31 protein-coding genes are annotated in these 26,493 nt (G+C 64.0%); 16 read left to right on the top strand and 15 right to left on the bottom strand.

Going from position 1 to position 26,493, the window contains the following annotated elements:
- Positions 1-67: 67 nt before the first annotated feature.
- Genes rpaB through ACJ0G7_RS08485 form a run of 5 tightly spaced genes read left to right on the top strand, consistent with a single transcriptional unit; the run spans position 68 to position 4,744 of the window.
- A complete protein-coding gene (gene rpaB, locus ACJ0G7_RS08505; RefSeq protein WP_043693196.1) occupies positions 68-814 on the top strand; it encodes a response regulator transcription factor RpaB in 747 nt (248 codons plus the stop codon).
- Positions 795-2,105: a phosphate acyltransferase PlsX gene (plsX, locus tag ACJ0G7_RS08500; RefSeq protein WP_407395729.1), complete on the top strand. Its 1,311-nt coding sequence runs from the start codon at positions 795-797 to the stop codon at positions 2,103-2,105. Before rpaB ends, plsX begins: the two co-directional genes overlap by 20 nt.
- Positions 2,106-2,142: 37 nt before the next feature.
- The gene (locus ACJ0G7_RS08495; RefSeq protein WP_255475501.1) at positions 2,143-3,162 is read left to right on the top strand and encodes a beta-ketoacyl-ACP synthase III; all 1,020 of its coding nucleotides are present in this window, start codon (positions 2,143-2,145) and stop codon (positions 3,160-3,162) included.
- Positions 3,163-3,188: 26 nt separating this feature from the next.
- Positions 3,189-4,085 (top strand): ACP S-malonyltransferase, encoded by an 897-nt coding sequence (gene fabD, locus ACJ0G7_RS08490; protein ID WP_407395727.1) that lies wholly within the window; start codon positions 3,189-3,191, stop codon positions 4,083-4,085.
- Positions 4,082-4,744 carry a lysophospholipid acyltransferase family protein gene (locus tag ACJ0G7_RS08485; protein ID WP_407395725.1) on the top strand — a complete coding sequence of 221 codons (663 nt, stop codon included), beginning with the start codon at positions 4,082-4,084 and terminating at the stop codon, positions 4,742-4,744. Before fabD ends, ACJ0G7_RS08485 begins: the two co-directional genes overlap by 4 nt.
- Here ACJ0G7_RS08485 and ACJ0G7_RS08480 read toward each other — a convergent pair.
- From ACJ0G7_RS08480 to ACJ0G7_RS08470, 3 genes are read right to left on the bottom strand one after another with little or no spacing between them, the layout of a single operon-like run.
- Complete coding sequence (locus tag ACJ0G7_RS08480; protein WP_043693208.1) at positions 4,707-5,282, bottom strand: YdcF family protein; 576 nt, start codon at positions 5,280-5,282, stop codon at positions 4,707-4,709. The two genes, ACJ0G7_RS08485 and ACJ0G7_RS08480, sit on opposite strands and share 38 nt — an antisense overlap.
- Positions 5,282-5,902, bottom strand: a complete 621-nt coding sequence (gene tsaB / locus ACJ0G7_RS08475; RefSeq protein ID WP_407395723.1) for a tRNA (adenosine(37)-N6)-threonylcarbamoyltransferase complex dimerization subunit type 1 TsaB — start codon at positions 5,900-5,902, stop codon at positions 5,282-5,284. Before tsaB ends, ACJ0G7_RS08480 begins: the two co-directional genes overlap by 1 nt.
- Complete coding sequence (locus ACJ0G7_RS08470) at positions 5,899-6,150, bottom strand: Ycf34 family protein (RefSeq protein ID WP_043693213.1); 252 nt, start codon at positions 6,148-6,150, stop codon at positions 5,899-5,901. The genes tsaB and ACJ0G7_RS08470 overlap by 4 nt, the downstream gene beginning before the upstream one ends.
- On the opposite strand from ACJ0G7_RS08470, the gene ACJ0G7_RS08465 reads away from it, so the two are divergent.
- On the top strand, positions 6,143-7,354 hold the full coding sequence (locus tag ACJ0G7_RS08465) for a CCA tRNA nucleotidyltransferase (protein WP_407395721.1): 1,212 nt from the start codon (positions 6,143-6,145) through the stop codon (positions 7,352-7,354). The genes ACJ0G7_RS08470 and ACJ0G7_RS08465 overlap by 8 nt on opposite strands.
- Positions 7,355-7,415: 61 nt before the next feature.
- Positions 7,416-7,859 carry an RNA-binding protein gene (locus tag ACJ0G7_RS08460; RefSeq protein WP_043693219.1) on the top strand — a complete coding sequence of 148 codons (444 nt, stop codon included), beginning with the start codon at positions 7,416-7,418 and terminating at the stop codon, positions 7,857-7,859.
- Positions 7,860-7,933: 74 nt separating this feature from the next.
- On the opposite strand, the gene ACJ0G7_RS08455 is transcribed toward ACJ0G7_RS08460, so the two are convergent.
- Together ACJ0G7_RS08455 and pds are read right to left on the bottom strand one after the other, a co-directional pair.
- The gene (locus tag ACJ0G7_RS08455) at positions 7,934-8,842 is read right to left on the bottom strand and encodes a phytoene synthase (protein WP_043693222.1); all 909 of its coding nucleotides are present in this window, start codon (positions 8,840-8,842) and stop codon (positions 7,934-7,936) included.
- A 3-nt stretch (positions 8,843-8,845) separates the two neighbouring features.
- Positions 8,846-10,264 carry a 15-cis-phytoene desaturase gene (gene pds, locus ACJ0G7_RS08450; RefSeq protein ID WP_043693225.1) on the bottom strand — a complete coding sequence of 473 codons (1,419 nt, stop codon included), beginning with the start codon at positions 10,262-10,264 and terminating at the stop codon, positions 8,846-8,848.
- An 83-nt stretch (positions 10,265-10,347) separates the two neighbouring features.
- Between pds and ACJ0G7_RS08445 the strand changes: the two genes are divergently transcribed.
- Positions 10,348-10,695, top strand: a complete 348-nt coding sequence (locus ACJ0G7_RS08445; RefSeq protein ID WP_043693228.1) for an NAD(P)H-quinone oxidoreductase subunit M — start codon at positions 10,348-10,350, stop codon at positions 10,693-10,695.
- Positions 10,692-11,327 (top strand): DUF3172 domain-containing protein, encoded by a 636-nt coding sequence (locus ACJ0G7_RS08440; protein WP_043693233.1) that lies wholly within the window; start codon positions 10,692-10,694, stop codon positions 11,325-11,327. Before ACJ0G7_RS08445 ends, ACJ0G7_RS08440 begins: the two co-directional genes overlap by 4 nt.
- Here the strand turns inward: ACJ0G7_RS08440 and ACJ0G7_RS08435 are convergent.
- Positions 11,318-12,292 carry a LysR family transcriptional regulator gene (locus tag ACJ0G7_RS08435; protein WP_043693236.1) on the bottom strand — a complete coding sequence of 325 codons (975 nt, stop codon included), beginning with the start codon at positions 12,290-12,292 and terminating at the stop codon, positions 11,318-11,320. The genes ACJ0G7_RS08440 and ACJ0G7_RS08435 overlap by 10 nt on opposite strands.
- A gap of 81 nt (positions 12,293-12,373) precedes the next feature.
- On the opposite strand from ACJ0G7_RS08435, the gene ACJ0G7_RS08430 reads away from it, so the two are divergent.
- The 6 genes from ACJ0G7_RS08430 (at position 12,374) to ACJ0G7_RS08405 (ending at position 19,553) form a co-directional block, all read left to right on the top strand.
- Positions 12,374-13,102, top strand: a complete 729-nt coding sequence (locus tag ACJ0G7_RS08430; protein ID WP_043693240.1) for an NnrU family protein — start codon at positions 12,374-12,376, stop codon at positions 13,100-13,102.
- Positions 13,103-13,137: 35 nt separating this feature from the next.
- Entirely contained in the window at positions 13,138-15,150 is a 2,013-nt protein-coding gene (locus ACJ0G7_RS08425) for an NAD(P)H-quinone oxidoreductase subunit 5 (protein ID WP_407395717.1), read from the top strand.
- A 105-nt stretch (positions 15,151-15,255) separates the two neighbouring features.
- Positions 15,256-16,911, top strand: coding sequence for an NAD(P)H-quinone oxidoreductase subunit 4 (locus tag ACJ0G7_RS08420; RefSeq protein ID WP_043693245.1), 1,656 nt, complete (start codon positions 15,256-15,258; stop codon positions 16,909-16,911).
- Positions 16,912-16,983: 72 nt separating this feature from the next.
- Positions 16,984-17,358 carry a lipopolysaccharide assembly protein LapA domain-containing protein gene (locus tag ACJ0G7_RS08415; protein WP_043693247.1) on the top strand — a complete coding sequence of 125 codons (375 nt, stop codon included), beginning with the start codon at positions 16,984-16,986 and terminating at the stop codon, positions 17,356-17,358.
- 70 nt (positions 17,359-17,428) lie between these two features.
- A complete protein-coding gene (locus ACJ0G7_RS08410; protein WP_043693250.1) occupies positions 17,429-18,331 on the top strand; it encodes a segregation/condensation protein A in 903 nt (300 codons plus the stop codon).
- A gap of 43 nt (positions 18,332-18,374) precedes the next feature.
- A complete protein-coding gene (locus tag ACJ0G7_RS08405; RefSeq protein ID WP_043693253.1) occupies positions 18,375-19,553 on the top strand; it encodes an NDP-sugar synthase in 1,179 nt (392 codons plus the stop codon).
- On the opposite strand, the gene ACJ0G7_RS08400 is transcribed toward ACJ0G7_RS08405, so the two are convergent.
- Complete coding sequence (locus ACJ0G7_RS08400; protein ID WP_407395714.1) at positions 19,534-20,433, bottom strand: methylenetetrahydrofolate reductase; 900 nt, start codon at positions 20,431-20,433, stop codon at positions 19,534-19,536. The genes ACJ0G7_RS08405 and ACJ0G7_RS08400 overlap by 20 nt on opposite strands.
- 81 nt (positions 20,434-20,514) lie before the next feature.
- On the opposite strand from ACJ0G7_RS08400, the gene ACJ0G7_RS08395 reads away from it, so the two are divergent.
- Positions 20,515-20,793, top strand: coding sequence for a helix-turn-helix transcriptional regulator (locus ACJ0G7_RS08395; protein ID WP_043697044.1), 279 nt, complete (start codon positions 20,515-20,517; stop codon positions 20,791-20,793).
- Here the strand turns inward: ACJ0G7_RS08395 and ACJ0G7_RS08390 are convergent.
- The 8 genes from ACJ0G7_RS08390 to ACJ0G7_RS08355 form a co-directional block, all read right to left on the bottom strand.
- The gene (locus tag ACJ0G7_RS08390; RefSeq protein WP_071839702.1) at positions 20,750-20,935 is read right to left on the bottom strand and encodes a hypothetical protein; all 186 of its coding nucleotides are present in this window, start codon (positions 20,933-20,935) and stop codon (positions 20,750-20,752) included. The two genes, ACJ0G7_RS08395 and ACJ0G7_RS08390, sit on opposite strands and share 44 nt — an antisense overlap.
- 57 nt (positions 20,936-20,992) lie before the next feature.
- On the bottom strand, positions 20,993-21,499 hold the full coding sequence (locus tag ACJ0G7_RS08385; protein ID WP_043693259.1) for a CYTH domain-containing protein: 507 nt from the start codon (positions 21,497-21,499) through the stop codon (positions 20,993-20,995).
- A 2-nt stretch (positions 21,500-21,501) separates the two neighbouring features.
- Positions 21,502-22,452 (bottom strand): NAD(+) kinase, encoded by a 951-nt coding sequence (locus tag ACJ0G7_RS08380; RefSeq protein ID WP_043693261.1) that lies wholly within the window; start codon positions 22,450-22,452, stop codon positions 21,502-21,504.
- 18 nt (positions 22,453-22,470) lie between these two features.
- A complete protein-coding gene (gene nuoK / locus ACJ0G7_RS08375) occupies positions 22,471-22,800 on the bottom strand; it encodes an NADH-quinone oxidoreductase subunit NuoK (protein WP_043693263.1) in 330 nt (109 codons plus the stop codon).
- A 13-nt stretch (positions 22,801-22,813) separates the two neighbouring features.
- Positions 22,814-23,419, bottom strand: coding sequence for an NADH-quinone oxidoreductase subunit J (locus tag ACJ0G7_RS08370; RefSeq protein ID WP_043693268.1), 606 nt, complete (start codon positions 23,417-23,419; stop codon positions 22,814-22,816).
- Complete coding sequence (ndhI, locus tag ACJ0G7_RS08365) at positions 23,416-24,054, bottom strand: NAD(P)H-quinone oxidoreductase subunit I (RefSeq protein WP_043693271.1); 639 nt, start codon at positions 24,052-24,054, stop codon at positions 23,416-23,418. The genes ACJ0G7_RS08370 and ndhI overlap by 4 nt, the downstream gene beginning before the upstream one ends.
- 80 nt (positions 24,055-24,134) lie before the next feature.
- Positions 24,135-25,253 carry an NADH-quinone oxidoreductase subunit NuoH gene (nuoH, locus tag ACJ0G7_RS08360; RefSeq protein ID WP_173402162.1) on the bottom strand — a complete coding sequence of 373 codons (1,119 nt, stop codon included), beginning with the start codon at positions 25,251-25,253 and terminating at the stop codon, positions 24,135-24,137.
- Positions 25,254-25,280: 27 nt separating this feature from the next.
- Positions 25,281-26,471 carry a citrate synthase gene (locus ACJ0G7_RS08355; protein WP_407395713.1) on the bottom strand — a complete coding sequence of 397 codons (1,191 nt, stop codon included), beginning with the start codon at positions 26,469-26,471 and terminating at the stop codon, positions 25,281-25,283.
- Positions 26,472-26,493 lie beyond the last annotated feature (22 nt).

Genomic DNA, 26,493 nt, shown 5'->3' with positions numbered 1-26,493 from the left:
GTTGGGTGAACAGATTGGGGGTGTGCCCTTTTATCTGTGTCCAGAAGCACTAAGCGCCCCTGGCGTTATGACGACCACGGCCCCCACCAAGGAAACAATCCTCGTGGTCGACGACGAGGCTTCCATCCGCAGGATTCTGGAAACCCGTCTGTCGATGATCGGGTACAACGTCGTCACAGCCTGTGACGGCACCGAAGCTCTCGAACTGTTCCACAACTGCATCCCCGACCTGGTGGTGCTCGACGTGATGATGCCGAAGCTGGACGGCTACGGCGTCTGCCAGGAGCTGCGCAAGGAATCGGATGTGCCCATCGTGATGCTGACGGCCCTGGGTGATGTGGCCGACCGCATCACCGGCCTTGAGCTGGGAGCCGATGACTACGTGGTGAAGCCATTCAGCCCCAAGGAGCTGGAGGCTCGCATCCGCTGCGTGCTGCGCCGGGTCGAAAAGGAGCAGGTGGCGGGCATTCCCAACTCGGGCGTGATCCAGGTGGCTGATCTGCGCATCGACACCAACAAGCGGCAGGTGTTCCGCGGGGACGAGCGGATCCGCCTCACCGGCATGGAGTTCAGCCTGCTGGAACTGCTGGTGAGCCGGTCCGGCGAACCCTTCAACCGCGGCGAGATCCTCAAGGAAGTGTGGGGATACACCCCGGAGCGGCATGTGGACACCCGGGTGGTGGATGTTCATATCTCCCGGCTGCGTTCCAAACTGGAGGACGATCCCGCCAATCCCGAGCTGATCCTCACAGCTCGGGGAACCGGGTATCTGTTCCAACGCATCATCGACTCCGTTGGCTCCGAAGGGTCCTGATTCCTCCCCGGCCGAAGGGCCCAGGAGTAAGAACAGCCGGCCGCGGGCAATCCGCCGTCTGGTGATCTGGTACCGGCGCAATGCCGCCGTGACCACGCTTGTGGACGGAGCCACCAGCTCCGCCAGCGCTGCCGGCAACGTCGCCGGAACGGTGGCCAGCAGCGTTCTGCAACCTCTGGTGTTCGATCCGCTGAGACGCCTGCAGGGGGGCGACGACACCGCGGAGATCGAAGACCGCGACCGGCTCTGGGTCGCCGTTGACGGCATGGGGGGAGACCACGCTCCGGGGCCGATCCTGGAAGGCTGTCTTCAGGCCATCGAACGCCTCCCCCTGCGCATCCGCTTCATCGGTGAAACCGACCGGGTGCTGGCAGCGGCGGCGGCCCTGCAACTGGGAGATCAGGTGAATGCCGCCGTCAGCGCCGGCCATCTGGATCTGGTGGCCAGCGGCCCCTCGATCGAGATGGGGGAAGAGGCCACAGCGGTGCGTCGCAAGCGCGACGCCAGCATCAATGTGGCGATGGATCTGGTGAAGCGCGGAGAGGCGCTGGCGGTGTACTCCGCTGGCAACTCCGGAGCGGTGATGGCATCAGCGATCTTCCGGCTGGGGCGGCTCAAGGGGATCGATCGGCCCGCCATCGGTGCGCTGTTTCCCACCAAGGACCCCGGACAACCGGTGCTGGTGCTGGACGTGGGGGCCAACATGGACTGCAAGCCTGCCTATCTGCACCAGTTCGCCCTGCTCGGCAACATCTACAGCCGTGATGTGCTGCAGGTGGAGCGCCCCCGCATCGGACTTCTGAACATCGGGGAGGAGGAGTGCAAGGGCAACGAACTGGCTCAGCGCACCCATGAGCTGCTGCGCACGGAGACGCGCCTGCACTTCGCCGGCAACTGCGAGGGCCGCGATGTGCTCTCCGGCGCCTTCGATGTGGTGGTCTGCGACGGCTTCACCGGCAACGTGCTGCTCAAGTTCCTTGAATCGGTCGGAAGCGTCCTGCTCGGGGTCCTGCGGGCGGAGCTGCCCCGCGGCCGGAGGGGCAAGGTGGGCTCCGCCTTTCTGCGCAGCAATCTCAAGCGGATCAAGAAGCGTCTTGACCATGCCGAGCACGGCGGTGCCCTGCTGCTGGGCGTCAACGGCATCTGTGTGATCGGCCATGGCAGCAGCAAAGCCCTTTCGGTGGTCAGTGCCCTGCGCCTCGCCCATTCCGCTGCGAGTCACGGTGTGATGGACGATCTGGCACAGCTCGAGAGCCGCGTTCGGCCGAAGGTCGGGGGCAGCGCGAAGTGACTGTGATTGACTGACGCCACTTCCGGGATCAACCGCCTTGGTCGAGCTGCCCCACAGGTCAGGTGGTGTGCTGCTGAGGGGTTGCGGCAGCGCCGCGCCAGCCCGATCGATCAGCAATGAGGACCTCGGGCAACGGGTGGAGACCAGCGACAGCTGGATCAAAAGCCGCACGGGCATTGCTGCGCGACGGGTGGTGGGAGCTGATGAATCCCTGTCTCAGCTGAGCTGTGACGCCGCCCGAGCGGCGCTCGACATGGCCGGCTGGGACGCCGACAGCCTCGATCTGATCCTGCTGGCCACCTCCACTCCGGACGATCTGTTCGGCTCTGCCCCTCGCCTGCAGGCGCTGCTCGGAGCGCAGCGGGCCGTGGCCTTCGATCTCACGGCCGCCTGCAGCGGTTTCCTGTTCGCGCTGATCACCGCGGCCCAGTACCTGCGCACGGGAGCGATGCGCCGGATTCTGGTGGTCGGAGCCGATCAGCTCAGCCGCTGGGTGGACTGGGACGACCGCCGCTCCTGCGTGCTGTTCGGCGATGCCGCCGGTGCCCTTGTGCTGGAGGGCAGTGACAACGATCAGGACGACCTCGGCGGCTTTCTGCTGCGTTCCGACGGCAGCCGTGGAGAGGTGCTGCAGCTGCCGCAGGTGGAGGACCGCGCACCGCTGGTGGGGCAGGTCAGCCATCAGCGCGGGGGCTTCCAGCCGATCCGGATGAACGGGCAGGAGGTGTACAAGTTCGCCGTTCGGGAGGTGCCTGCGATCCTTGACAACCTGCTCGCGCAGACGGGGACAGCCGCCGACCAGCTGGACTGGCTTTTGCTGCACCAGGCCAATCAGCGCATCCTCGACGCGGTCGCCGAACGCTTCGCGATTCCCTCGGAGAGGGTGCTGAGCAACCTGGCGTCCTATGGCAACACCTCGGCGGCGACGATTCCACTGATGCTTGATGAAGCGGTGCGTGACGGCCGGATCCAGCCAGGGCACAGCATCGCCAGCAGTGGCTTCGGCGCCGGCCTGAGCTGGGGGGCTGCTCTGCTGCGCTGGAGCGGGCCCGCCTAATCTCCGCCTCGTCTTGCACTCGAACGATGGCGATTGCCTGGGTCTTCCCTGGACAGGGATCGCAGAAGCTGGGCATGGCGGACCCGCTGATGACCCTTCGCGGTGCCGAGGAGCGCTTCGCGATGGCCTCTGAGGTGCTCGGCCGTGACCTGCTGGCGATCTGCCGAGGGGAGGGGGAATCGAACGATGGTCCAACCGATCTGAACGACACCCGCAACACTCAGCCGGCGCTGTTCGTCGTGGAGTCGCTGCTGGTGGATGAGCTGATCCGTCAGGGCCGGGAAGCCTCTCTGGTGGCAGGGCACAGCCTTGGGGAACTGGTGGCGCTGTATGCCGCTGGGGTCTTCGATCTCGAAACAGGCCTGACGCTGATGAAGCGCCGGTCCGAATCGATGGCCGCAGCTGGTGGTGGAGCGATGACCGCTGTGATCGGCTTTGACCGTGGCCAGCTGGAGGATCTGGTGGCCGGCACGGAAGGGGCCTTCATCGCCAATGACAACAGCAGTGCCCAGGTGGTGCTCTCAGGGCAGCCCGAGGCGGTGCAGGCAGTCACGGAAGCCCTGACCTGCAAACGGGCGATCCCCCTCGCCGTCTCCGGGGCGTTCCACACACCGTTCATGGCTGAGGCCGCTGCAGGATTTGCCGCAGAGCTGGAAGCGACCCCGTTCCGCGATGCCCGCACCCCGGTGCTGAGCAACAGCGACCCCATCCCCACCCGGAAGGGGGACCTGCTCAAGACCCGCCTCATGCAGCAGATGACCACCGGTGTTCGCTGGCGGGAAACGATGACTGAAATGGGGAATCAAGGCATCGACACCGTCGTGGAGATCGGCCCGGGCAATGTGCTCAGCGGGTTGGCCAAGCGCTCCATGGATGGGGTGACCCTCTCCCAGATCGCCGGCGCGGGTGATCTCGGACTGTGAATTCCGACAATCCCGCACCGATCGTTCTGGCGCCGAAGCCGAGCCTGACCTACAGGCTGGTCAGCAATCTGCTGGTGTTCCCGGTGTTCCGAGGCCTGTTTCGTGGGTCGACCGAGGGCAATGAGCGGGTTCCAGTCCAGGGCCCCCTGGTGGTGGTGGCGAATCACGGCTCCCACCTCGACCCGCCGCTGCTCGGCCACGCCCTCGGAAGGCCAGTGGCCTTCATGGCCAAGGCGGAACTGTTCGAGGTGCCTCTGCTCGGCCCGCTGATCCGAGCCTGCGGCGCCTACCCCGTGCGCCGGGGGGCGAGTGATCGCGAAGCGATCCGCACCGCGACCGCACGTCTGCAGGAGGGCTGGGCCACCGGGGTGTTCCTCGACGGCACCCGCCAAGCGGATGGGCGGGTCAACCAGCCTCTAGCTGGTGCTGCCCTGCTCTCGGCCCGCAGTGGGGCGCCGCTGCTGCCTGTGGCCATCGTGAACAGCCATCGAGCCTTGGGAACCGGTCGAACCTGGCCCCGGCTGGTGCCGATCCAGTTGCGCATCGGAGATCTCGTGCCGCCCCCCACTGGCCGTCGCCGGGCTGATCTGGATGCCACCACCGCCGAACTGCAGCGACGGATCAACGCACTGCTGGATCAGGCAGGGCCGCGTCCCTGAGATCGCGTCCCGTGGCAACCCAGGCAAGCGCCCGCAGCCAGTCGCTGAAGCGCTTGAGAGCCCCCTCCTCCAGGCAGTCCGGCTGGCATGAGACCGGGACACCGGTCAGGTGAATGCCGCGGCTGCCGGCGACAACCTGTCCGATCGCCATGGAGCGCGGCAGATGGTCCTCACTGGTGACCATCAGCACGTGTCGCACGCCGCGGGTCTGCAGTTCATCCACAACGGAGGTGAAATTTCCGAGGGTGTCGCGGGCCCGGTAGTCGAGCTGAACCCGCTCCGGCGCAAGCCCCTCCTGCTGCATCACCCAACTGGCGTATTCCGGATTGCTGCCGCCACTCACCAGAAGCGGCAGATCGAGTTCGCGGGCGAGTCGTGCTCCGACCCGCTCGCGATCCACATCCCCCCCGAGCACCATCACCAGCTGGGGTGGGCTGCGATCCAGGAACGCCCGCCGGAAGGGGGCCAGCGGTCCGGTGCTGACCAGCCAGACGGCCACGCCGCAACCGAGCAGAAGTCCAGCCCGCAGCCCCGCCATCAGACCGGCCCCACAGGGGAGGTGGGATACAGGGGCAGCACCGGCTGCCAGGGTGCAGCCGTTCCCAGGCTGTGGGCCTGCCCCAGCAGTGCGAGCAGACGCTCCACGTCGGCGGCAACGTCCTCCTCAGCCGCGAGAACCGGTTCCACCCGCTGCCCAGGGGGCAGCAGATGGGGAGCACGGATCTCCTCGATGCGGCCGTCCACACGCTGGTAACAGCCCGCGACCCAGCCCCGCCGGGGCAGCTCCCGCTGAATCCAGAACGGTGACCGTCGCTGCTCCGGCGGCAGTTGCTCCACCAGTCGCGCGGCCATCAGGGCATAGCTGCTCACGCCGATCAGACGACAGTTCAGCTGCTGAGCCAGGGTGCGGGCCATCACCACGGAAAGACGGGTTCCGGTGAAGCCGCCCGGACCGGTGGCCACCGCGAGACCCTCGAGATCGGACCATCGCTCCTGCGGCAGCAACGCAGCCACCCGGCCGATCAGGGTGTTGGAGAGGGCACGACCGTCGTCGAACACCGCCACCCGTGGCCCTTCCTGCGGCAACAGGGGGTCCTGCACCGCCACCCCGAAGGTCTCCGAAGAGCTGTGCAGCGCCATCAGCAGAGGACGACTCATGTGGGTACCGCATGACCGGGTCGCAACCGAACCCATCGCCCAGGGTCCGCATCGAAGCTCTCACAGGAGCGCACATCCCACTCGACACCGCTGCCGCCGTCCTTGAGGTCGAGGACCGATACGTGAATCCGGGGACCTCGGGGTTCGAAATCCGGCGCCGTGGTCAGATGCGCCGCACCGTGCTGACGTTCGACCGCGTGATAGGCCTGGCAACGGTCGACCCAGCGGCAATCCACGCAGATGCACATGCCTTCCGGGATCTCCTCGGACGCCATTCTGAAACGGCTGGCACCGCAGCGGTGGCCGCTGCAGCCGCATCGCCTGCCGAATGGCACCGCCCTGGTGGGCGGTGCCATTCGGGATGCACTTCTGGGCCGGATGCGGGATCAGCCTGATCTGGATCTCGTCGTGCCCGGCGATGCTCTGATCCGAACGCGGGAGCTGGCCCGGGAGCTCGGGGGCACCTGCGTCGTGCTGGATGCCGAACGGGACATGGCCCGGCTGGTGCTGGGGGCATGGACGATCGATCTCGCCCGTCAGGAGGGATCAACGCTCACGGAGGACCTGCAGCGCCGCGACTACCGCATCAATGCCATGGCGCTTCCCCTGAACCCACCAGGGGACCTGCTGGATCCCACCGGTGGCTGCCGCGATCTGGAGGCGGGTCTGCTGACAGCTGTGCGGGAGCGAAACCTCATCGATGATCCGCTGCGATTGCTGCGGGGTCTGCGGTTGATGGCGGAGATCCCCCTGACCCTGGAGGACCGCACGGCCTCCTGGATTCACTGCCACCGCGGGCGACTGGCGGACGCTGCACCGGAGCGGATCCTGGCGGAGCTGCAGCGCCTGGTCGCCGGACCCCACGCCGATGCCGCCCTCGACTGCCTGCAGAGGCTGAAACTGCTGGCTCCCTGGAGTGATGCCAGCTGCTCAGCGCCACCGGTCCCGGATCCGAAGGCGGCTGCGGAGATGACGATCGTGGAACGTCAGACCGCTCTCTCCCTGGCAAGGCTGACAGCGCTGATCGGTGATCCGGGCCTGGAGCAGCTGCGGGCCAGCCGCCTGCTGCGGCAGCGCTGCAGGAACCTGCGGCGCTGGAGCATCCACCTGAAGGACCAGAGCGATGAGATCTCGACCCTGTCCGAGCAGAACCGCCTGCAGCTCCACCGAGACCTGGAAGCCGACCTGCCGGCCCTGATCCTGCAGCTGCCCCATCAGCTGCGCGGCCCTTGGCTCGAACGCTGGCGCGACCAGGACGATCCCCTCTTCCACCCGGCCGCTCCCCTCGACGGCACCGTGCTGCAGCAGGAGCTGGGGATCACTCCCGGCCCAGAGCTGGGACGGCTTCTCGAGCATCTGCGCCATGAACGGGCCTTCGGACGGATCGCCGGGCGGACCGCCGCTCTGGAAGAGGCCAACCGCTGGCAGTCCCATCAAGGCGGTGCTTTGTGATTAACTCTCTAGGTGTCAACGATGACGGTCAGACACCGAAAGATCGCACTCACCTTCCTTCATGAGCATCCGCCTGTACATCGGCAACCTGCCGCAGACCTTTGAAGAGCAGGAGCTGGATGCTCTTCTCAAGAGCGTGGGGGAGGGGATCCGGTTCAAAGCAGTGCTGGATCGTGAAACGGGAAGCTGCCGCGGATTCGGCTTCGCGAACCTCGACGATCCGAAGCTCGCTGATGCTGTGATCGAACAACTCAACGGCAAGGATTTCGGTGGCAGCGCTCTTCGGGTTGAGCGTTCCGAGCGCCGGGAAAGCAATACCGGTGGCAACAGGCGTCGTAACGATTCCGGTGGAATCGGCGGCAACGGCCAGCCCCAGGTCGCCCGCAAGGCCGTGAACAAGGTGGTTCACAGCGATGCCCCCGGCGAAGCAGCTCCCGATCCCCGCTGGGCCGGTGAGCTGTCGAAGCTCAAGGATCTGCTGGCTGATCAGAAGACCGCGGTCTGATCGACAAGCAGGATCACAACAGTCTTCGCAGCCCCGGGGTGAATCACTCCGGGGCCTTTTTGTTGACCTTCGATTCAGCGGGCCTGAGCCAGCACGAACGATCGCGGCAGATCAAGCAGTTTGCTGACCTTGCCCACGTAAGCGCGGTTGTTGAACACGTCGTAATCGATGCGCTCGATGGCATCCAGGATGCCCCTGTAGAGCCTGAGAGACGTCCAGACGGGCCAGCGGGCATCTCTGGACAGCCAGCGCACACCTGATTCGGAACGGGCGAACCAGTCACGGGCGCGGGCCAGCTGAAAGCCCATCAGCTCGCGCCAGGCATTGTTGAGGCGTCCCGCCATCAGGTCGTCCTCGGTGTAACCGAAACGGTCAAGGTCCTCCTGCGGCAGATAGATGCGACCCCTCCCGCGATCTTCCCCCACATCCCTCAGGATGTTGGTGAGCTGGTTGGCAATGCCGAGGGCCACTGCTGCATCGGAAGTGTCCGGGCGATCGCTCCAGGGGGCCGAGGTGTACGCCACATCTACGCCCATCACCCCCTGGGTCATCAACCCGACGGTGCCGGCGACCCGATAGCAGTAGAGCTTGAGGTCCTCGAAGCGGGGATAGCGGGTCCAGGTGAGATCCATCCGCTGCCCCTCGATCATGTCCAGATAGGGCTGGATGTCCTGAGGAAAGCGCTCGAGGGTGTCGCACATCACGGCATCGAGATCATCCCGGATCTCCCCGTTGAACATGGCGCGGGTCCTCTCCTCCCACCGATCCAGGCGCTCAGCCAGTTCCTCCACGGGACGGGACTGGGCTTCAGGGCTGTCCATCAGCTCGTCCGTGCGGCGACACCACACGTAGATCGCCCAGATGGCGCGCCGTTTCTCCGGCGGAAGAAGCAGGGTGCCGATGTAGAAGGTCTTCGCCCACTCGGCCGTCTCCAGACGACAGGCCTCGAAGGCTGCGTCGAGGTCCGGAGCTGCGAGGGGCATGACTCAGGCCGCGACCGGCTCGCTGACAGAGGTTGATGATGCCAGCTGATCCTGCTTGCGGTCCACAGCACCGGCACAGAGCTTGCCGCTGAGCACCGCCCCCTCCATCGATGCCAGGTAGCGCTGCATCGTGTAATCGCCAGCCAGGAAGAAGTTCCTGATCGGGGTGGTCTGGTCCGGACGCAGCTGCTGGCAGCCCGGAGTTGTCTTGTACACCGACAGCGGTGTCTTCACGACCTTGGACTTGCGCAGCGTGGCGGGGTTGTCGCCCCCGAAGTGCATCGGGAAGAGCTTCTGAAGCTCGCCCATGGTCGCTTCGATGATCTCCTCGTCAGGCCGGCCGATCCAGTCCTTCGCAGGAGCGAACACCAGCTCCAGCATGGACTGATCAGGATCTTCGTACTCCTTGCAGGTGATGCTCATGTCGGCGTAGACGCTGAGCAGAGGCGAGCGGCTGAACAGCAGGTGGTCGATGTCGGTGAGCTTGCGATCGAACCAGAGATGCAGGTTGATGACGGGGACACCGCGAAGCCCATCAAGCTTCTGGAAGACCTCCATCTGCCTCCAGGGCTCCGGCAGCAGCAGCTTGAAGGGATCAACCGGCAGGGCGCTCACATAGGCATCAGCCGTGAGATCGAAACTGTCCTTGCCCTTCACGCCGCCGATGTGGAAGGCCGCCACGGAGCCGTCGTCATTGAGCTTGATCTCCCGCAGCGGACTGTCGAGGTGCACCTCACCCCCGAGGTTCTCGACGTAATCGACCACCGGCTGGCACAGACGCTCCGGCGGAGCACCATCCAGAAACGCCATCTGCGAGCCGTTCTTCTCCTGCAGGAACCGGTTCAGGGCCGTGAGCACCACGGTGGCGGAGATTTCATCGGGATCGATGAAATTCAGCGCCTTGCTCATGGCGATGAACACCTCATCGTTCACCCGTTCAGGGATGTTGTGGATCTTGAGCCACTCGGTCCAGGAGTACTTGTCGCACTCCTCGACATAGCCCTGGCCCCGCAGCATGGCCGGCACCAGACCCAGGCCGAAGCTGATCTTCTCCGGCCAGGTGAGCATGTCGTTGTTGCCGAGGATGGCGGCAACACCATTGACCGGGGCCGGCAGATCGGGAAAGTCGAATCGGCTGTAGGTCCCGGGCTCCTCGGGCTGATTGAAGATCATCGAGTGGCTCTTCCACTGCAGCCGGTCTTCGATGTTCAGCTCCTTGAACAGCTGCAGCATGTTCGGGTAGGCGCCGAAGAAGATGTGAAGGCCGGTCTCGTACCAGTCACCGTCCTCGTCCTTCCAGGCCGCCACCTTGCCACCGAGCACATCGCGGGCCTCGACCACGATCGGGGTATGGCCAGCATCTGCCAGATATTTGGCGCAGGACAGACCCGCAAGACCGGCTCCGGCGATAGCGACGCGCATGCGGCTGGTTCAAAGTTGAAACCAACCTTAAGAGGGCCGACGGTCCAGTCGCTTCCTAAAGTCATGCCACCCGACGGCGCGTCATGGCTGACACCCTGCTGAAGTGCACCACCCGTCACGTGCGTCTGTTCACGGCCCGGGTGGAGAACGACGATCTCGTGCCGGATCCCGAGCAGCTCACCCTCGATCTCGATCCGGACAATGAATTCATCTGGAGCGACAGCGCCCTCACGTGCGTTCAACAGCGGTTCAAGGGGCTTGTGGATGCCTCTGCCGGAGGAGAACTCAGCGACTACAGCCTCCGCCGCATCGGAACGGAACTGGAGGGTGAGATCCGACGGCTGCTGCAGGCAGGAGAGCTCAGCTACAACCCGGATGGACGCGTGACGAACTATTCGATGGGCCTGCCCCGCACGCCCGAACTCCTGTGAACCGGTCCCGTTACGACAGGGGGCCACGGGACAGTCGCGATCCACGGGACAGCCGTTACGACCGCTATCCGCCCGGGGCTCGTGACCGAGCCGGCTACGGGCGCCCGCCCGCTCCGGGAGGCGGCCCTGGAGGCGGCGGTCCGGGTTTCAGTTTCAACACCCTCACCGCGGCTGTTCTGGCCGGGGTGCTGATCGTGGGCATCGGCATCGGCAGTGCCGTCACCAGCACCACACAGGGAGATCAGGGCAACATCGCCAGCAGTCAGCAGCTGGACATGGCCGTGCCCGATCCGGAGTTCTGCCGTCAGTGGGGTGCGAGCGCCTTCGTGATGGATATCGAGATGTACACGACTCTCAACCCATCCAGCAGCTTCGTCACCCAGCCGACCCTGCAGCCCGGATGCGTGATCCGTCGGGAGAACTGGTCCGTGCTGCGCAAGGAGGGAGCGATCACCTCTGACCAGGAGCGGGAGTGCAAACAACGGATGAACACGTTCGCCTACATCGGCTCGGTCAGGGACAAGCCCATCGTCCGTTGCGTCTACCAGACAGACATCAGCCAGAACCGTTTCCTCACCAAGGGTGTGGCGGATGACACGGTCGGCTTGACCCCCGAGGCGGATCAGTTCTGAACCACCGGAACAGCAGGCTGCTTGATCTGCCTCAGCGGGCTGTCCGGACTGGCGAACACGGGCAGCACGTCCTGCCGGAAGGCCGCAGAGGCACGCGAGCAGTAGCGGGCTGGATGGCTGATCAGCTTCAACTGACGGCGCACCTGCAGATCGGCCACCACCGGACGGTGAATCGTTCCGGCGGCGAGCTCCCGCTCGATCGACACCACAGGCACGAAGGCGGCGCCGAGACCAGCCTGAACGGCATTCTTGATCGCCTCCAGTGAATTGAGCTCCATCTCAATCCGCAGTCTCTGCACATCGAGGCCTGAGCGGGCCAGCAGCTGATCCACCATCTTTCGGGTGGTGGACTGAGCATCCAGGCACACGAACCCGAGGCGGTAGAGATCTTCCTTGGTGAGCTCCACGAGACGGGCCAGGGGGTGCTTCACCGGCAGCACCAGCGCCAGCTCGTCGCTGGCATAAGGCACAACCTGCAGCAGCTCGTTCAGTTCCGGCGGCAACTCTCCGCCGATGATCGCCAGGTCGATCTGACCGTTGGCCACGCTCCAGCCGGTGCGGCGGGTGCTGTGGACCTGCAGCTGCACCGCCACATCGGGATACTTCTGACGGAAAAGACCGATCATCCGCGGCATCAGATAGGTCCCCGTGGTCTGGCTGGCGCCGACGATCAGCGACCCCCCCCTGAGGTTGTGGAGGTCATCGAGGGCGCGGCAGGCCTCATGGCACTGGCTGAGGATGCGATCGCAGTAACTCAGCAACAGGTGACCGGCCTCGGTGAGCTGGGCCTTGCGTCCGCCCCGATCGAACAGAGACACCTCCAGCTGCTTCTCGAGGTTCTGAATCTGCAGGCTGACAGCCGGTTGCGTGACGTAAAGACTGTCCGCGGCCTTCTTGAAGCTGCCCTCGCTGACGATCGCCCGCAGGATGCGCAGCTGATCAAGCGTGAACGGCAGATCGGCCATGGTGGCCCGATAACGGCGGTGGAACTGTAGGGGCGGCCCTGCCACCCCACAGAATCAACGCTGACCGTTCGGCCTGATCCGATGACCGATCACCACAGCAGCCTGGTGATGCTGGTGCTGCTGCTGCTCTTCGCCCTGATCCACAGTGGCGGCGCTGCGCTCCGCAGCCGGGCGGAAGAGCGCATCGGAGCCCGGGCCTGGCGATTGATCTTCGCGGCCGTGAGCATTCCATCCGCCGTTGTTGTGATCGGCTGGTTCCTGGCGCATCGCTACGACGGCATCCGCCTCTGGAATCTTCAGGGGGTCCCTGGAATGGTCCCGCTGGTGTGGATCGGCACGGCCATCAGCTTCCTGTTTCTCTACCCCGCGACGTACAACCTGCTGGAGATTCCGGCGGTGCTGAAACCGCAGGTTCGCCTCTACGCCACAGGGATCATCCGCATCTCCCGGCACCCCCAGGCGGTGGGACAGATCCTCTGGTGCGTGACCCATGCCCTGTGGATCGGCAGCAGTTTCATGCTCGTCACCTGCGTCGGGCTGATCGGACATCATTTATTCGCCGTCTGGCACGGCGATCGCCGTCTGCGCGCCCGCTTCGGCGAAGCGTTCGAGGAGCTGAAGGCCAGCACGTCGGTGGTGCCTTTTCTGGCTGTGCTGGACGGACGCCAGCCTCTGGCCTGGAGCGAATTTCTCCGCCCCGCGCAGCTCGGCATCGTGATCGCGGTAGGTGTGTTCTGGTGGGCCCACCGCTTCATCTCCACGGCAGCGGCATCGGTGCGCAACTCAGCACTCGAGAGTCTGCTGGGCTGAGCTGCCTACACTCCGGTCATTCCTGCCTGGAGCGGATGTCCACGGCCGCCGAACTCGCCTGGCTGATCCCTGTTCTGCCCCTGCTGGGGGCTGTGATCACCGGTCTCGGACTGATCAGTTTCAACCGCACCATCAACAGGCTGCGCAAGCCGGTGGCACTGTTGCTGATCAGCTGTGTCGGTGCAGCGGCAGTCCTCAGCTATGCCGTTCTCGCCGATCAGCTGGCCGGTGCCGCTCCGGTGGAACATCTCTTCATCTGGGCCAGCGCCGGCAGCTTCAGCCTGCCGATGGGGTACGTGGTGGATTCGCTCGGCGCCGTGATGCTGGCCCTGGTGACCACCATCGCTCTGCTGGTGATGGTCTATTCCCATGGCTACATGGCCCACGACAAGGGCTATGTCCGCTTCTTCACCTACCTGGCCCTGTTCAGCAGCTCGATGCTGGGGCTGATCATCAGCCCGAACCTGCTCGAGATCTATGTGTTCTGGGAGCTGGTGGGCATGTGTTCCTATCTGCTTGTCGGGTTCTGGTACGACCGCGACGGTGCAGCCCACGCCGCGCAGAAAGCCTTCGTGGTGAACCGGGTCGGTGACTTCGGTCTGTTGCTCGGGATCCTCGGCTTGTTCTGGGCCACCGGCAGTTTCGATTTCCAGGGCATCGCCGATGGTCTTCAACAGGGACTGGCCAACGGCAGCGTCGCCCCATGGGCTGCTCTGCTGCTCTGCCTGCTGGTGTTCATGGGGCCGATGGCCAAATCGGCGCAGTTTCCGCTGCACGTCTGGCTGCCGGATGCCATGGAGGGACCCACTCCCATCTCGGCCCTGATCCATGCAGCGACGATGGTGGCGGCGGGCGTCTTCCTTGTGGCCCGACTGGAACCCCTCTACATCCAGTTCCCGAGTGTCCAGCTGGTGGTGGCAGTGGTCGGGACGATCACCTGCTTCCTGGGGGCTTCGATCGCCCTCACCCAGATGGATCTCAAGAAAGGGCTGGCCTACAGCACCGTGTCCCAGCTGGGCTACATGATGCTGGCGATGGGATGCGGCGCCCCTGTGGCCGGCATGTTCCACCTGGTGACCCACGCCTTCTTCAAGGCGATGCTGTTCCTGGGTTCAGGCTCCGTGATCCACGCCATGGAGGACGTGGTCGGGCACGAACCGATCCTGGCGCAGGACATGCGACTGATGGGCGGACTGCGCCGCAAGATGCCGATCACGGCGATCACCTTTCTGATCGGCTGCATCGCCATCAGCGGCATCCCGCCTCTGGCGGGCTTCTGGAGCAAGGACGAGATCCTCGGTCAGGCCTTCAACAGCTACCCAGTGCTGTGGCTGGTGGGATTCCTGACCGCTGGAATGACCGCCTTCTATATGTTCCGGCTGTACTTCCTCACCTTCGAGGGGGAGTTCCGCGGGGAAGATCAGCAGTTGCAGGCTGAGCTGATGGCGGCCGCTGGTCAGTCCCTCGATACGGACCACGCTCACCATGCGGGCAGCCTGCATGAGTCCCCCTGGTCGATGACGCTGCCTCTGGCCGTGCTCGCGGTGCCCTCCGTGCTGATCGGACTGGTGGGCACTCCCTGGAACAGCCGCTTCGCCGGACTGCTCAATCCCGAGGAAGCGGCCGAGATGGCCGAACAGTTCAGCTGGGAGGAGTTCCTGCCTCTGGCAGGAGCCTCCGTGGCGATCTCCGCGGCCGGCATCACGATCGCCGTGCTGGCTTACGCCCTGCACCGCATCGATCTCGGATCCGCTGTTGCAGCGCGGGTGCCCAGCCTCAATGCCTTCCTGGCCAACAAGTGGTATCTCGATGCGATCAACGAGAAGTTGTTCGTGCGAGGGAGCCGAAAACTGGCCCGTGAGGTGCTGGAAGTGGACGCCAAGGTGGTGGACGGCGTTGTGAACCTCACCGGCCTGCTCACCCTGGGCAGTGGTGAGGGACTGAAGTATCTCGAGAATGGCCGCGCTCAGTTCTATGCCCTGATCGTGTTCGCCGGAGTGATCGCCCTGGTGGTGCTTTTCGGTGTTCTCGGAGCTCCAACGGCCTGAGTCTGCGACCCGAACCGGAGCCCACTGTGTGTGTCATCGCCTATCGAGGTGATGACAGCACCGATGTGATTTCTACAGTCCATCCAGTGGTGGTCCTGGACGCCCGTGATCGAGTTTGCTGTCGCCGGGGTGGCTGACCCCGTGAATGCGACTGTCCCTTGGCTCAGCCTGTCGATTCTCTTCCCGATCGTTGGAGCCCTGCTGGTCCCGTTCATCCCTGATGCCGGAGATGGCAAGCAGGTGCGCTGGTACGCGCTGGGCATCACCCTGATCACCTTCCTGATCACGGTGGCTGCCTATCTCTACGGCTACGACCCGAGCATCAGCGGTCTGCAGCTCTCCGAACGGGTGAACTGGCTTCCGGATCTCGGACTCACCTGGGCGGTGGGCGCTGATGGCCTTTCCATGCCATTGATCCTGCTCACCAGCTTCATCACCTCGCTCGCCTGTCTGGCGGCCTGGCCGGTGACCTTCAAGCCGCGTCTGTTCTATTTCCTGCTCCTGGCCATGGATGGCGGCCAGATCGCTGTCTTCGCCGTCCAGGACATGCTGCTGTTCTTCCTGGCCTGGGAGCTGGAGCTGATTCCCGTCTATCTGCTTCTGGCCATCTGGGGTGGCAAGAAACGTCAGTACGCCGCCACCAAGTTCATCCTTTACACCGCAGGCAGCTCGCTGTTCATCCTGCTCGCGGCTCTTGCCATGGGCTTTTTCGGCGGCGGCACTCCCAGCTTCGAATACACAGCCCTGGCAGCCAAGGAGTTCGGCACCGGTTTCCAGTTGCTCTGTTACGCCGGTCTGCTGATCGCCTTCGGCGTCAAGCTGCCGATCGTCCCCCTGCACACCTGGCTGCCGGATGCCCATGGCGAGGCCACAGCTCCGGTGCACATGCTGCTGGCCGGCATCCTGCTGAAGATGGGCGGCTACGCCCTGCTGCGCTTCAACTGCGAGCTGCTGCCGGCCGCTCACGCCCAGTTCGCACCACTGCTGATCGTGCTCGGGGTGGTCAACATCATCTATGCGGCGCTGACCTCCTTCGCCCAGCGGAACCTGAAGCGAAAGATCGCGTACAGCTCCATCAGTCACATGGGGTTCGTGCTGATCGGCATCGGCAGTTTCAGTGCCCTCGGCACCAGCGGCGCGATGCTGCAGATGATCAGCCATGGCCTGATCGGTGCCAGCCTGTTCTTCCTGGTCGGCGCCACCTACGACCGCACCCATACGCTTCAGCTGGATGAGATGGGCGGCATCGGCCAGAAGATGCGCATCATGTTCGCCCTCTGGACCGTCTGCGCACTGGCCTCTCTGGCGCTACCCGGCATGAGCGGTTTCGTCAGCGAACTGATGGTCTTCGCGGGCTTCGCCACCGATGAGGCCTACACCCTGCCCTTCCGCGTGGTGATCTGCGGCTTGGCGGCCGTGGGCGTGATCCTGACGCCGATCTACCTGCTGTCGATGCTGCGGGAGATCTTCTTCGGCAAGGAGAAGCAGGAACTCACCTCGCACACCAACCTGGTCGATGCAGAGCCCCGCGAGGTGTACATCATCGGCTGCCTGCTGGTGCCGATCATCGGCATCGGCCTCTACCCACGGCTGATGACCGACAGCTACCGCACCTCGATCGAAGCGCTCGTGAGCCGGGATCTCGGTGCCATGGAACGGATCAGCCAGCCATCAGCTCCGCTGATCCGCAATCAGCCCCTGGCGGTCCCGGCCATGGCGGGTGGCGAGCGGCTGCAGGCCCCTGCCCTGCCTGCTGCGTGAACAAGTGTCGAGGACTGCACCACTGACGTCGGAAGTCCGTAAGTTCTGACCGTTCACCGCCAGACGCTCGCCATGCGCCAGATCAATTTCGGCCTGATCTTCGCCTTTGGCCTGCTGATGGTGTTCTTCACCCTGGAGAACACCGAGCCAACAACAGTCCACATCCTTCCAGGGGTGAATCACACCCTGCCTCTGGCGGGGCTCCTGCTGCTCGTGGCCGGAATCGGAGCGATCTCCGCCTGGTTCTTCGCTGCCTGGACCGGAATGCTCAACAACGTGGAGCAGTTCAGCAAGGCCAGCGAATTCGAAGCCCAGCAGGTGCGCATCCAGGAACTGGAAACCGATCTGAACCGCTACCGCTCAACGGTGGAAACACAGCTGGGTCTGCTGCCTGCCACCACCGTGAGCAGCAGCAGCCAGGACGATGAGCCCGGCGTTGCCGATTGAGGCGAATCGCCGCTGCCCACTGGCCTAAGCAGCAGCTGATCGATACGGTTCAGCCAGCGATCGTGATCTGTTGTCCCAGGTTGGACCGACCACTGGAGCCGATGCCGGTGCCCGTCTGGCGATCCGACTGCTGCAGGACGCTGCTGAGCGGGGAGATCTCGATCCCTGGGATGTTGATGTGATCGCCGTCGTGGACGGCTTTCTGGATCAACTGCGTCAACGCATCGAGGTGCCAGGACAGGTCGCCGCCGTGATCGCAGGGCGGGGCGGAAGTTACGAACGGGATCTGGCCGACAGCAGCGAAGCATTCCTGGCCGCTTCCGTGCTGGTGGGACTGAAAGCGGAAATGCTGGAAATCAGCATGCTGCCTCCACCACCCGAGGTGGAGGACCATTTCGAGGCGGAATTCGAGGACCAGGGCTGGCTGGATCCATCCTTCAATCTGCCGCGTCGGCCTGAGCGCCATCTGCAGCGCCGCCCCGTGGCACCGCCTCCGCTGCGCCGGCCCGTCACCCTCGGAGAGCTGATCGAACAGCTGGAGACGATCGCCGAGCAGCTGGAATCGGATGACCTGCTGCAACGCCGCCGTCAACGTCAGAAGCGCTACAGCAACCGTGAAGCCATCGCCCAGGTGGCAAGCCTGGCCCACCGCGAAAAGCTGCCGGAGACCACGGCTGCTCTCGGCATGGCCCTGCAGAAGTGGGAGAGTTGCCTGGCCTGGGTCGACTTCGATCGACTGGTGGAGCACTGGGGCGACGTGGCCGCTGCGGACCTCGACACGGATCGGGTCGGCGTGTTCTGGGCGCTGCTGTTTCTGTCCTCTCAGGGCAAGGTGGAACTGGAGCAGACGGGATGGCTGCACGGTCCGCTGCGGCTGCGGAGGATCCCGGAACCGGGCTCCATGACCCAGCTGCCCCTCAGTCGACTCGAGGTGCCAGCCACATCGCCGACCCGGAGTGTCGTGGCCGCCTGACACACGGTTTAATCTTCAGCATCCTGTGATGTCCGCGACGCCGATGAAGGCGATGATCCTGGCGGCTGGCAAGGGAACCAGGGTTCAACCGATCACCCATGTGATCCCGAAGCCGATGATCCCGATCCTGCAGAAGCCGGTGATGGAGTTTCTGCTTGAACTGCTCAAGGAGCACGGTTTCAAGGAGGTGATGGTCAATGTGTCGCACCTGGCCGAGGAGATCGAGAATTATTTCCGGGACGGTCAACGCTTCGGGGTGGAGATCGCGTACAGCTTCGAAGGCTGCATCGAGGACGGCGAACTGATCGGCAACGCCATGGGCTCCGCCGGAGGACTCAAGAAGATCCAGGACTTCCAGAACTTCTTTGATGACACCTTTGTGGTGCTCTGCGGGGATGCATTGATCGACCTGGACCTCACTGAAGCGGTTCGGCGGCATCGTGAAAAAGGAGCGCTGGCCAGCCTGGTGACCAAGCGGGTGCCGAAGGACCAGGTGAGCAGCTACGGCGTGGTGGTGACGGACGAGAAGGACCGCATCTCACACTTCCAGGAGAAGCCGAAGGTCGAGGAGGCCCTCAGCGACACCATCAACACCGGCATCTACATTTTCGAGCCCCAGATCTTCGAACACATCCCCTCCGGTGTGTCCTTCGACATCGGCTCGGATCTGTTCCCGAAACTGGCCGAAATCGGAGCGCCGTTCTACGCGATCCCGATGGACTTCGAATGGGTGGACATCGGCAAGGTCCCCGACTACTGGCAGGCGATCCGCAGCGTGCTGCTGGGTGAAGTGCGTCAGGTGGGCATCCCCGGAAAGGAAGTCAGCCCAGGGGTTTACACCGGTCTCAACGTGGCGGCCAACTGGGACAAGATTCATGTTCAGGGCCCCGTCTATGTGGGGGGCATGACCAAGATCGAGGATGGCGCGACGATCATCGGGCCGTCGATGATCGGGCCCAGCTGCCACATCTGCGAGGGCGCTGTGGTCGATAACTCGATCATCTTTGATTACTCCCGCATCGGAGCTGGGGTGCAGCTGTTGGAAAAGCTGGTGTTCGGCCGTTACTGCGTCGGCAAGGACGGCAACCACTTCGATCTGCAGGAAGCAGCCCTGGACTGGTTGATCACCGATGCCCGCCGACAGGACCTGGTGGAGCCCTCCCCGCAGCAGAAAGCGATGGCGGAACTGCTCGGAACCGACCTCACCCCGGCAGCGAGCTGATGCTGATGCCGGCCTGATCAAGGATCAGCGGGATCCGCTGCTCGGCTTTGATCGCCATCAGGTGGACCCCCTGAACGATGCCCAGATAACGCTTCACCTGTTCGGCGGCGATCGCCACCCCCTCCATCGCCGGATCAGCCGCCGCTTCGAGGCGAGCGATGAGATCGTCCGGGATGCAGGCACCTGGCACGACGCGGTTGATGAAGCGGGCGTTCTTGGCTGACTTCAGCAGGAAAACCCCGGCCAGGACAGGCAACTGCAACGGACCAGCCAGCTCCCGCTGGAACCGCTCCAGCGCAGCTGCGTCCATCACCATCTGGGTCTGAACGAAGCGGGCACCGGCATCGTGCTTGCGCTGAAGCCTCCGCTGCAGCCCGCTCCAGCTGCGCGACTGGGGGTCGGCCGCACAGCCCGCGAACAGCTGGGTGGCTCCATCCGCCAGGGTTCCCTGGACCGGATCCTCTCCGCTGTTGAAGGCGGACACCTGACGCAGCAGCTTCACCGACTCGAACTCATTGACCGGACGTGCATCGGCCTGGTCGCCGGCCCGCACCGGATCACCGGTGAGACAGAGAAGGTTGTGGATCCCAAGGGCATGGGCCCCCAGCAGATCCCCCTGCAAAGCGATGCGGTTGCGATCCCGGCAAGCCAGCTGGAGCACAGGTTCCAGGCCTTTCTCCAGCAGCAGCCTGCACACGGCAAGGCTGCTCATCCGCATCACCGCCCTGCTTCCGTCGGTGACATTCACAGCGTGCACCCGCCCTTTCAGGTAATCCGCCATGGCCAGCGTGTGAGAGGCATCCCCACCGCGGGGAGGCATCACCTCAGCGGTGATCGCCAGATTCCCTGCTTGGAGCGTGCGCTGCAGCGCCGTCGTCAAACCTTGATCCGCTTCCGCGCCCCACTATGCAGGATTAGGTTCTTTCACGGACCTAACATGGCGGAAACGGGGGACCGGACCATGTCATCCGCCGACGCTACGGATCCCCTCAAGATCGCCCTGTCCGGTCGGGAGATCGAAATCATTGAACTGGTGGCGGAAGGGCTGACAAACCAGGAAATCGCCGATCGACTGACGATCAGCAAACGCACGGTCGACAACCACGTCAGCAACGTCTTCACGAAGACCGGATCCAAGAACCGCGTGGCGCTGCTGAACTGGGCGATGGACAACGGCAAGATCTGCCGCGATGGATTCAATTGCTGTGCCCTTCCAGATGCCGAGTCCCTCGGATCCTGACGGAAGGAATCATCGGCTCCGGTAAGGACTGCAGCGAGCAGGGGATCAGGGGGATCTCGAACAGGGCCGCGTAATCCAGGCAGGCATCGATGCTGCTGCCGACGAAGCGGAGCATTCCTTGCCTGTCGTAGAGGCCCACCATGGACACGGCCCGGATTCCCCTGAACCTAAAGGAAATCCAAAGAAACTTCCAGGACCTTCAGCGGAATCCCCAGAGCTGCCTCTCCTCAGCACCCCAACTCTGCAGCGGGTCGCTGGCGAGGACGGCATTGGACCAACGGGCCTGTCCCGTCACCTCCCTGCCGCACCAGGCCGGGATCTCCAGAGCGTCATCCGCCCGCGTCAGCTCCACTTCGGCCAGCACCAGGGGCGCATTGGCTTCTGCAAAACAGTCGACCACCCACTCCCCACCTGGAAGATCGAGGGCATAACGGATTTTTTCGAGCCGATGAGGCGCGAGCCGCCACAGATCCTCGGCATCAGAGACGGGGATGCCGTACTCAAATTCATGACGCGCGATCCCACTTGGATCCGCTGAAGCCTTGAGGGTCAGCCAGGCCTGATCCTCACCCCTCAGACGCATGCGCACCGTGATGCCCTCGGCACTGGAGGCCAGATATCCCTGCCGCAGAGGCTGAGGGGGCCCGGCGTGGGATGTCCAGCCGTCATCCGTGACCAGAAAGCGGCGCTCGATCTCCAGACCCATGATCAGTTCTGCGATGGCTGCGAGGCCGTGAGACTGCTGGCCCAGTGCAGCTTGCGGGCGAGGGTGCGGTAGTAGGAGGGACTCTGATCCAGCTGCACCATCTGCGCATGGTGCCGGGCCTGATGCACCACACAGCATTCACCCGGTTCGATCACGGTGCAGCCGACCCCGTCCTTCCAGAGTTTGACGCGGTGATCGGCGTGGCCCAGCGGCCAGATCACCAGCCTGGCTCTCGGAGGCACCACCAGCGTGCGGCTGGAGAGGCTCATCGGGCAGATCGGTGCCACGACGATGGCGTCGATGCCTGGGTGCAGGATCGGTCCACCGGCCGCGAGCGCATAGCCGGTGGATCCTGTGGGAGTGGAGAGGATCAGCCCATCGCCGCGCATCTGATCGACCACCTCACCATCGATCTCCAGCTCCAGGGTGCATGTGGGAGAGATCTCATCCCGGTAGGCCCGCAGGTAGAAATCATTGAGAGCCCAGTGATGCTCTTCGTCATCCTCCAGATCCGGCTGAAGCAGAGGAGCCGGGGAATCAGCTCGCTCCTCCGCGCAGCGACGGTCCACCATCGCCTGGAGCATCATCCGGCGCTCGATGGCGTATTGATCGTTCAGCAGCCGCTGCCAGATCTCGTCCCCACGCAGAACCCGGCGGTCGTGGGTCAGGAAACCCAGATGGCCGCCCACATTGATGCACAGAATCGGGATCTCATGCACCGCAAGATGACGGGCAGCCCCGAGCACCGTGCCATCTCCTCCGAGCACCACGGCCAGGTCCGGCATCGGCTCCTCCATGGCCAGCAGGCCCGGGAAGGGGTTCACCCGGGCTCCCGACATGGCGGTCACCACCTCGACACCCATCTCCTTGAGCTCTCGGGCGCACTGACGGGCTTCCCTCTGAGCAGGCTGACTCTCTGCCCGATAGATCACCCAGACCCGCTCGAGACGCATCGAACCGGTGGTCCGCCGTTACCAGCGGAGCAGATTGAACTGTTCCATATCAACCGTAACCCTGTTGCGGTAAAGCGACAGCAGAATCGCCAGACCGACGGCCGCCTCGGCCGCTGCCACGGTGATCACGAACACGGCGAACACCTGACCCCGGATGAGGTCACCGTCGACGTAGGAGGAAAAGGCCATCAGGTTGATGTTGACCGCATTGAGCATCAGCTCGATGCTCATCAGCACCCGAACAGCATTGCGGCTGTTGATCAGGCCCCAGACGCCGATGCAGAACAGCATCGCGGCCAGCAGCAGATAGGCCTGAAGAGACGGCAATCCGTTGAGCAGCTCGGACATCATTCGGTTCGGATCAGGGGGAGGACCGCCGCTCAAGCAGCAGAGGTGTACGGGCCTTTTCGATCAGGCCTTGATCGGCCACCTCACCGGTGGCGACATCGGTGGCGAGGACATCACGCCGAGCCAGAACGATGGCTCCGATCATGGCCATCAGCAGCAGCACTGAAGCCAGTTCGAAGGGCAGCAGGTAATCGGTGAACAGGTGTTCGCCGATGCGTGCGGTCGCTTCCTCACCGATCGCCGGCGGGCCGGGCAGAGACCATGGAGTGGTGACCACAACTCGAACCAGCAGAGCCAGGAGAGCCGCGCAGACACCGCCGGAGACAAGGCGACGGAGATTCAGTCGATCGATCGCCTTGAGATCCTCGCGCTTGTTGACGAGCATGATCGCGAACAGGATCAGCACATTGATCGCACCGACGTAGACCAGCACCTGAGCGGCGGCCACGAAGCTGGCATTGAGCAGCAGGTACAGGCCTGCCACCGCCATGAACACGCCCCCCAGCAGGAATGCTGAGTAAACGATGTTGCTGAGCAGCACGACTCCGACCGCACCGATCACAACGACGGCGGACAACGCCAGGAAACAGATCAGCTCCGTGGTTCCGGCGATGGTCATGCGTCCCCCTGCTTGGCATCCACGGAGGATTCTCCCGCATCCTCGCCTGCGGGCGGTGCCATTGATTCGAGCACTTCGGCAGGCAGACGACCGGCTCTGGGGCGATCCGCCGCCACACCGTGAGGGGACATTTCACCGGCGGGCAGGTACGCCAGCTCGCGCAGCGGCTGGACCGAAGGATCGGTGGTGACGCTGGTGGGCAGACGGCCGAGCGCGACGTTGTCGTAGTTGAGGCTGTGGCGATCGAAAGCCGCCAGCTCGTACTCCTCGGTCATCGACAGGCAGTTGGTGGGGCAGTACTCAACGCAGTTGCCGCAGAAGATGCAGACACCGAAATCGATGGAATAGTTCCGCAGCTCCTTCTTCTTGGTGGCTTTGTTCATCACCCAGTCGACCACCGGCAGGTTGATCGGACAGACCCGGACGCACACCTCACAGGCGATGCACTTGTCGAACTCGTAGTGGATCCGTCCGCGATAACGCTCGGACGGGATCAACTTCTCGTAGGGGTATTGCACCGTCACCGGACGGCGCTTCATGTGATCGAAGGTGACCGCGAATCCCTGGGCCAGATTGCGGGCCGCATCCACCGCATCGCGGGTGTAGTCGCCGACCTGTCTGAGGAATCCGAACATGGATCGAGGGCTGGTGAAGAGGAAGGATGTGAAAAGCCTGCGCCCATGATGACGGCACAGGACCTTTAAGGAGGTTCAGGTCAGCCGCCGAAAGCGACAGGGAAGGCCAGCTTGAGGGCGGCAGTCACCAGAAGGTTCACAAGAGCGAGAGGCAGGAGGAACTTCCAGCCCAAATCCAGGAGTTGATCGATGCGGACCCGTGGGGTGGTCCAACGCAGGAGGATGGCCACGAACACCAGCAGATAGGCCTTCAGCACGGTCATCACGATGCCGACGGAACCGGTGATCACCTGAACCACCGGGGCATCCACGGATTGCCCGAGCCAACCAGCCAGCCATTCCACGGGGATCGGGAAACCCCAGCCACCCAGATACAGCACTGAAACCAGCACTGCCGAGAGCACGAGGTTGATGTATCCAGCCAGATAGAAGAGGGCGAATTTCATGCCGGCGTACTCGGTCTGGTAGCCCGCCACCAGTTCTTCCTCTGCTTCAGGAAGGTCGAAGGGAAGTCGCTCACATTCGGCCAGGGCACAGATCCAGAAGATCAGGAAGCCCACCGGCTGACGCCAGATGTTCCAGCTGAGAATGCCAGCCCCCGTCTGCTGACTGACGATGTCAACGGTGCTGAGCGAGTTGCTCATCATCACGATGGCCAGCACAGCCAATGCCAGGGGAATCTCGTAGCTGATCGACTGAGCGGCGGCGCGCAGTCCACCCAACAGGGAGTACTTGTTGTTGGAGGCATAGCCACTCATCAGCAGGCCGATGGGTTGGATGCTGCTGAAGGCGATCCAGAGAAAAATGCCGACGCCGACGTTGCTGATCAGCAGGTTCTGGCCGAAGGGGATGATCAGCCAGGAGATGATCACCGGGATCACCACCAGCACTGGCCCAAGCGTGAACAGGAGACTGTCGGCCCGCGCCGGAATGATGTCCTCCTTCACCAGCAGCTTGAGGCCGTCAGCCAGCGGCTGAAGAACACCGAGGGCACCGGCGTACTCGGGTCCGATGCGCTGCTGGACGGCGGCGGAGATCTTTCGCTCCAGCCAGACGGACACCAGCACGCCGACCACCGCTGCGATCAGCACCAGCAGCATCGGCAGAGGAAGCCAGAGCAGACGGGCCACGTCCGCTGAGAGTCCCAGGCCTTCGAGGGCCTGACTGAAACTCGATTCCAGGTCCAGTCCCGGGCTCACCATGGTGTCGTCGGAAGTGCCTGCAACTTAGGCGGCCGCAGCCGGTTCACGCTCACTGATGGGCGTCCAGGAGCGTGGTTCGGAGCCTGAATAGATCTGCGAGGGCCGGAAAATACGGTTGGCACCGAGTTGCTCACGCCAGTGGGCGAGCCAGCCGGCCACCCGCGCGATAGCGAACACCGGTGTGAACAGATCCCGGGGAATTCCGAGCTTGCGGTACACAAGCCCGGAATAGAAATCGACGTTGGGGTAAATGCCCTTGGCCCCCAGTCGGGACTCGGCCGCCACCTCCAGCCCCCGTGCCACGTCGTAGAGGCCGTCATGGCCGAAACGGGCGAACATCTCCTCAGCGAGAACCTGGAGGATCACGGCGCGGGGATCCTTCACCCTGTATTCACGATGGCCGAACCCCATGATCTTCCGCTTCGCGGCCATCGCCTCATCGAGGTAGTCGCCGGCGTTCTCCGCTGCGCCGATCTGCTCGAGCATGGCGAGTACATCCTCGTTGGCACCTCCATGCAATGGGCCGGCCAAGGTGCCCACGGCAGACGCCACCACGGCGTACGGGTCGGTGAGGGTGCTGGCGGTGACGCGGGCGCTGAAGGTGCTGGCGTTGAGGCTGTGCTCGGCGTGCAGGATCAGGCAGCGATCGAAGATCCGGGCGGCCAGGGGGTCCGGCTCCCGCTCCGTGAGCATGTAGAGGAAATTGGCGGAGTAGGCCAGGTCGTCCCGGGGCTGGATCGGATCCTGACCCTTCCGGATGAGCTGAAAAGCCGCCACCATCGTCGGGATCTTGGCGATCAGCCTGACCACGGCGTCATAGATGTACTGCGGGTCATCGATCGCCCGCCGGGAATAGAACAGTCCCAACGAGGCGGCGCTCGACTGCAGCGCGTCCATCGGATGGCCGGAGGCCGGGAAGCACTTCATCATGTCCCTCACCCGGAAGCTCACCCGCCGGTGCATCTGCACCTGGTGCTCGAAGGCCTCGAGCTGATCGCGCGTGGGCAGCTCACCCCAGATCAACAGGAACGCGGTTTCGAGAAAACTGCTGTTGGCCGCCATGTCATCCACCGGGATCCCCCGGTAGGTGAGCAGGCCCTTCTGACCATCGATGTCGCAGATGGCGGACTGGGTGGCCGGAACACCGTCCAGGCCGGGCCGAAGTTCGATTCCGGTGCGCGCATGGCGCAGTTCGCCGGACTGCTGCTGTGCCAACGCCTCGATGCCGCTGCTGGCA

Origin of the sequence: Parasynechococcus sp. (assembly GCF_045559935.1) — a bacterium.
Taxonomy (GTDB): Bacteria; Cyanobacteriota; Cyanobacteriia; order PCC-6307; family Cyanobiaceae; genus Parasynechococcus.
The sequence above is the reverse complement of the archived record's forward strand: the minus strand, read 5'-3'. Positions and strand labels throughout refer to the sequence as shown.

Coding starts and splice junctions, on each gene's coding strand:
- ACJ0G7_RS08470 (WP_043693213.1), bottom strand. CDS start 6,150: ATGTGCATCTGCGTGGATTGCCGCTGGGTCGACCGTTGCCAGGCCTAT.
- ACJ0G7_RS08445 (WP_043693228.1), top strand. CDS start 10,348: ATGGCTGACACCCTGCTGAAGTGCACCACCCGTCACGTGCGTCTGTTC.
- ACJ0G7_RS08415 (WP_043693247.1), top strand. CDS start 16,984: ATGCGCCAGATCAATTTCGGCCTGATCTTCGCCTTTGGCCTGCTGATG.
- ACJ0G7_RS08370 (WP_043693268.1), bottom strand. CDS start 23,419: ATGACCATCGCCGGAACCACGGAGCTGATCTGTTTCCTGGCGTTGTCC.
- ACJ0G7_RS08430 (WP_043693240.1), top strand. CDS start 12,374: ATGACCGATCACCACAGCAGCCTGGTGATGCTGGTGCTGCTGCTGCTC.
- ACJ0G7_RS08405 (WP_043693253.1), top strand. CDS start 18,375: ATGAAGGCGATGATCCTGGCGGCTGGCAAGGGAACCAGGGTTCAACCG.
- ACJ0G7_RS08380 (WP_043693261.1), bottom strand. CDS start 22,452: ATGCGTCTCGAGCGGGTCTGGGTGATCTATCGGGCAGAGAGTCAGCCT.
- nuoK (WP_043693263.1), bottom strand. CDS start 22,800: ATGTCCGAGCTGCTCAACGGATTGCCGTCTCTTCAGGCCTATCTGCTG.
- ACJ0G7_RS08465 (WP_407395721.1), top strand. CDS start 6,143: ATGCACATGCCTTCCGGGATCTCCTCGGACGCCATTCTGAAACGGCTG.
- ACJ0G7_RS08425 (WP_407395717.1), top strand. CDS start 13,138: ATGTCCACGGCCGCCGAACTCGCCTGGCTGATCCCTGTTCTGCCCCTG.
- ACJ0G7_RS08395 (WP_043697044.1), top strand. CDS start 20,515: ATGTCATCCGCCGACGCTACGGATCCCCTCAAGATCGCCCTGTCCGGT.
- fabD (WP_407395727.1), top strand. CDS start 3,189: ATGGCGATTGCCTGGGTCTTCCCTGGACAGGGATCGCAGAAGCTGGGC.
- ACJ0G7_RS08390 (WP_071839702.1), bottom strand. CDS start 20,935: ATGGTGGGCCTCTACGACAGGCAAGGAATGCTCCGCTTCGTCGGCAGC.
- ACJ0G7_RS08385 (WP_043693259.1), bottom strand. CDS start 21,499: ATGGGTCTGGAGATCGAGCGCCGCTTTCTGGTCACGGATGACGGCTGG.
- ACJ0G7_RS08435 (WP_043693236.1), bottom strand. CDS start 12,292: ATGGCCGATCTGCCGTTCACGCTTGATCAGCTGCGCATCCTGCGGGCG.
- pds (WP_043693225.1), bottom strand. CDS start 10,264: ATGCGCGTCGCTATCGCCGGAGCCGGTCTTGCGGGTCTGTCCTGCGCC.
- ACJ0G7_RS08480 (WP_043693208.1), bottom strand. CDS start 5,282: ATGGCGGGGCTGCGGGCTGGACTTCTGCTCGGTTGCGGCGTGGCCGTC.
- ACJ0G7_RS08460 (WP_043693219.1), top strand. CDS start 7,416: ATGAGCATCCGCCTGTACATCGGCAACCTGCCGCAGACCTTTGAAGAG.
- tsaB (WP_407395723.1), bottom strand. CDS start 5,902: ATGAGTCGTCCTCTGCTGATGGCGCTGCACAGCTCTTCGGAGACCTTC.
- rpaB (WP_043693196.1), top strand. CDS start 68: ATGACGACCACGGCCCCCACCAAGGAAACAATCCTCGTGGTCGACGAC.
- ACJ0G7_RS08455 (WP_043693222.1), bottom strand. CDS start 8,842: ATGCCCCTCGCAGCTCCGGACCTCGACGCAGCCTTCGAGGCCTGTCGT.
- ndhI (WP_043693271.1), bottom strand. CDS start 24,054: ATGTTCGGATTCCTCAGACAGGTCGGCGACTACACCCGCGATGCGGTG.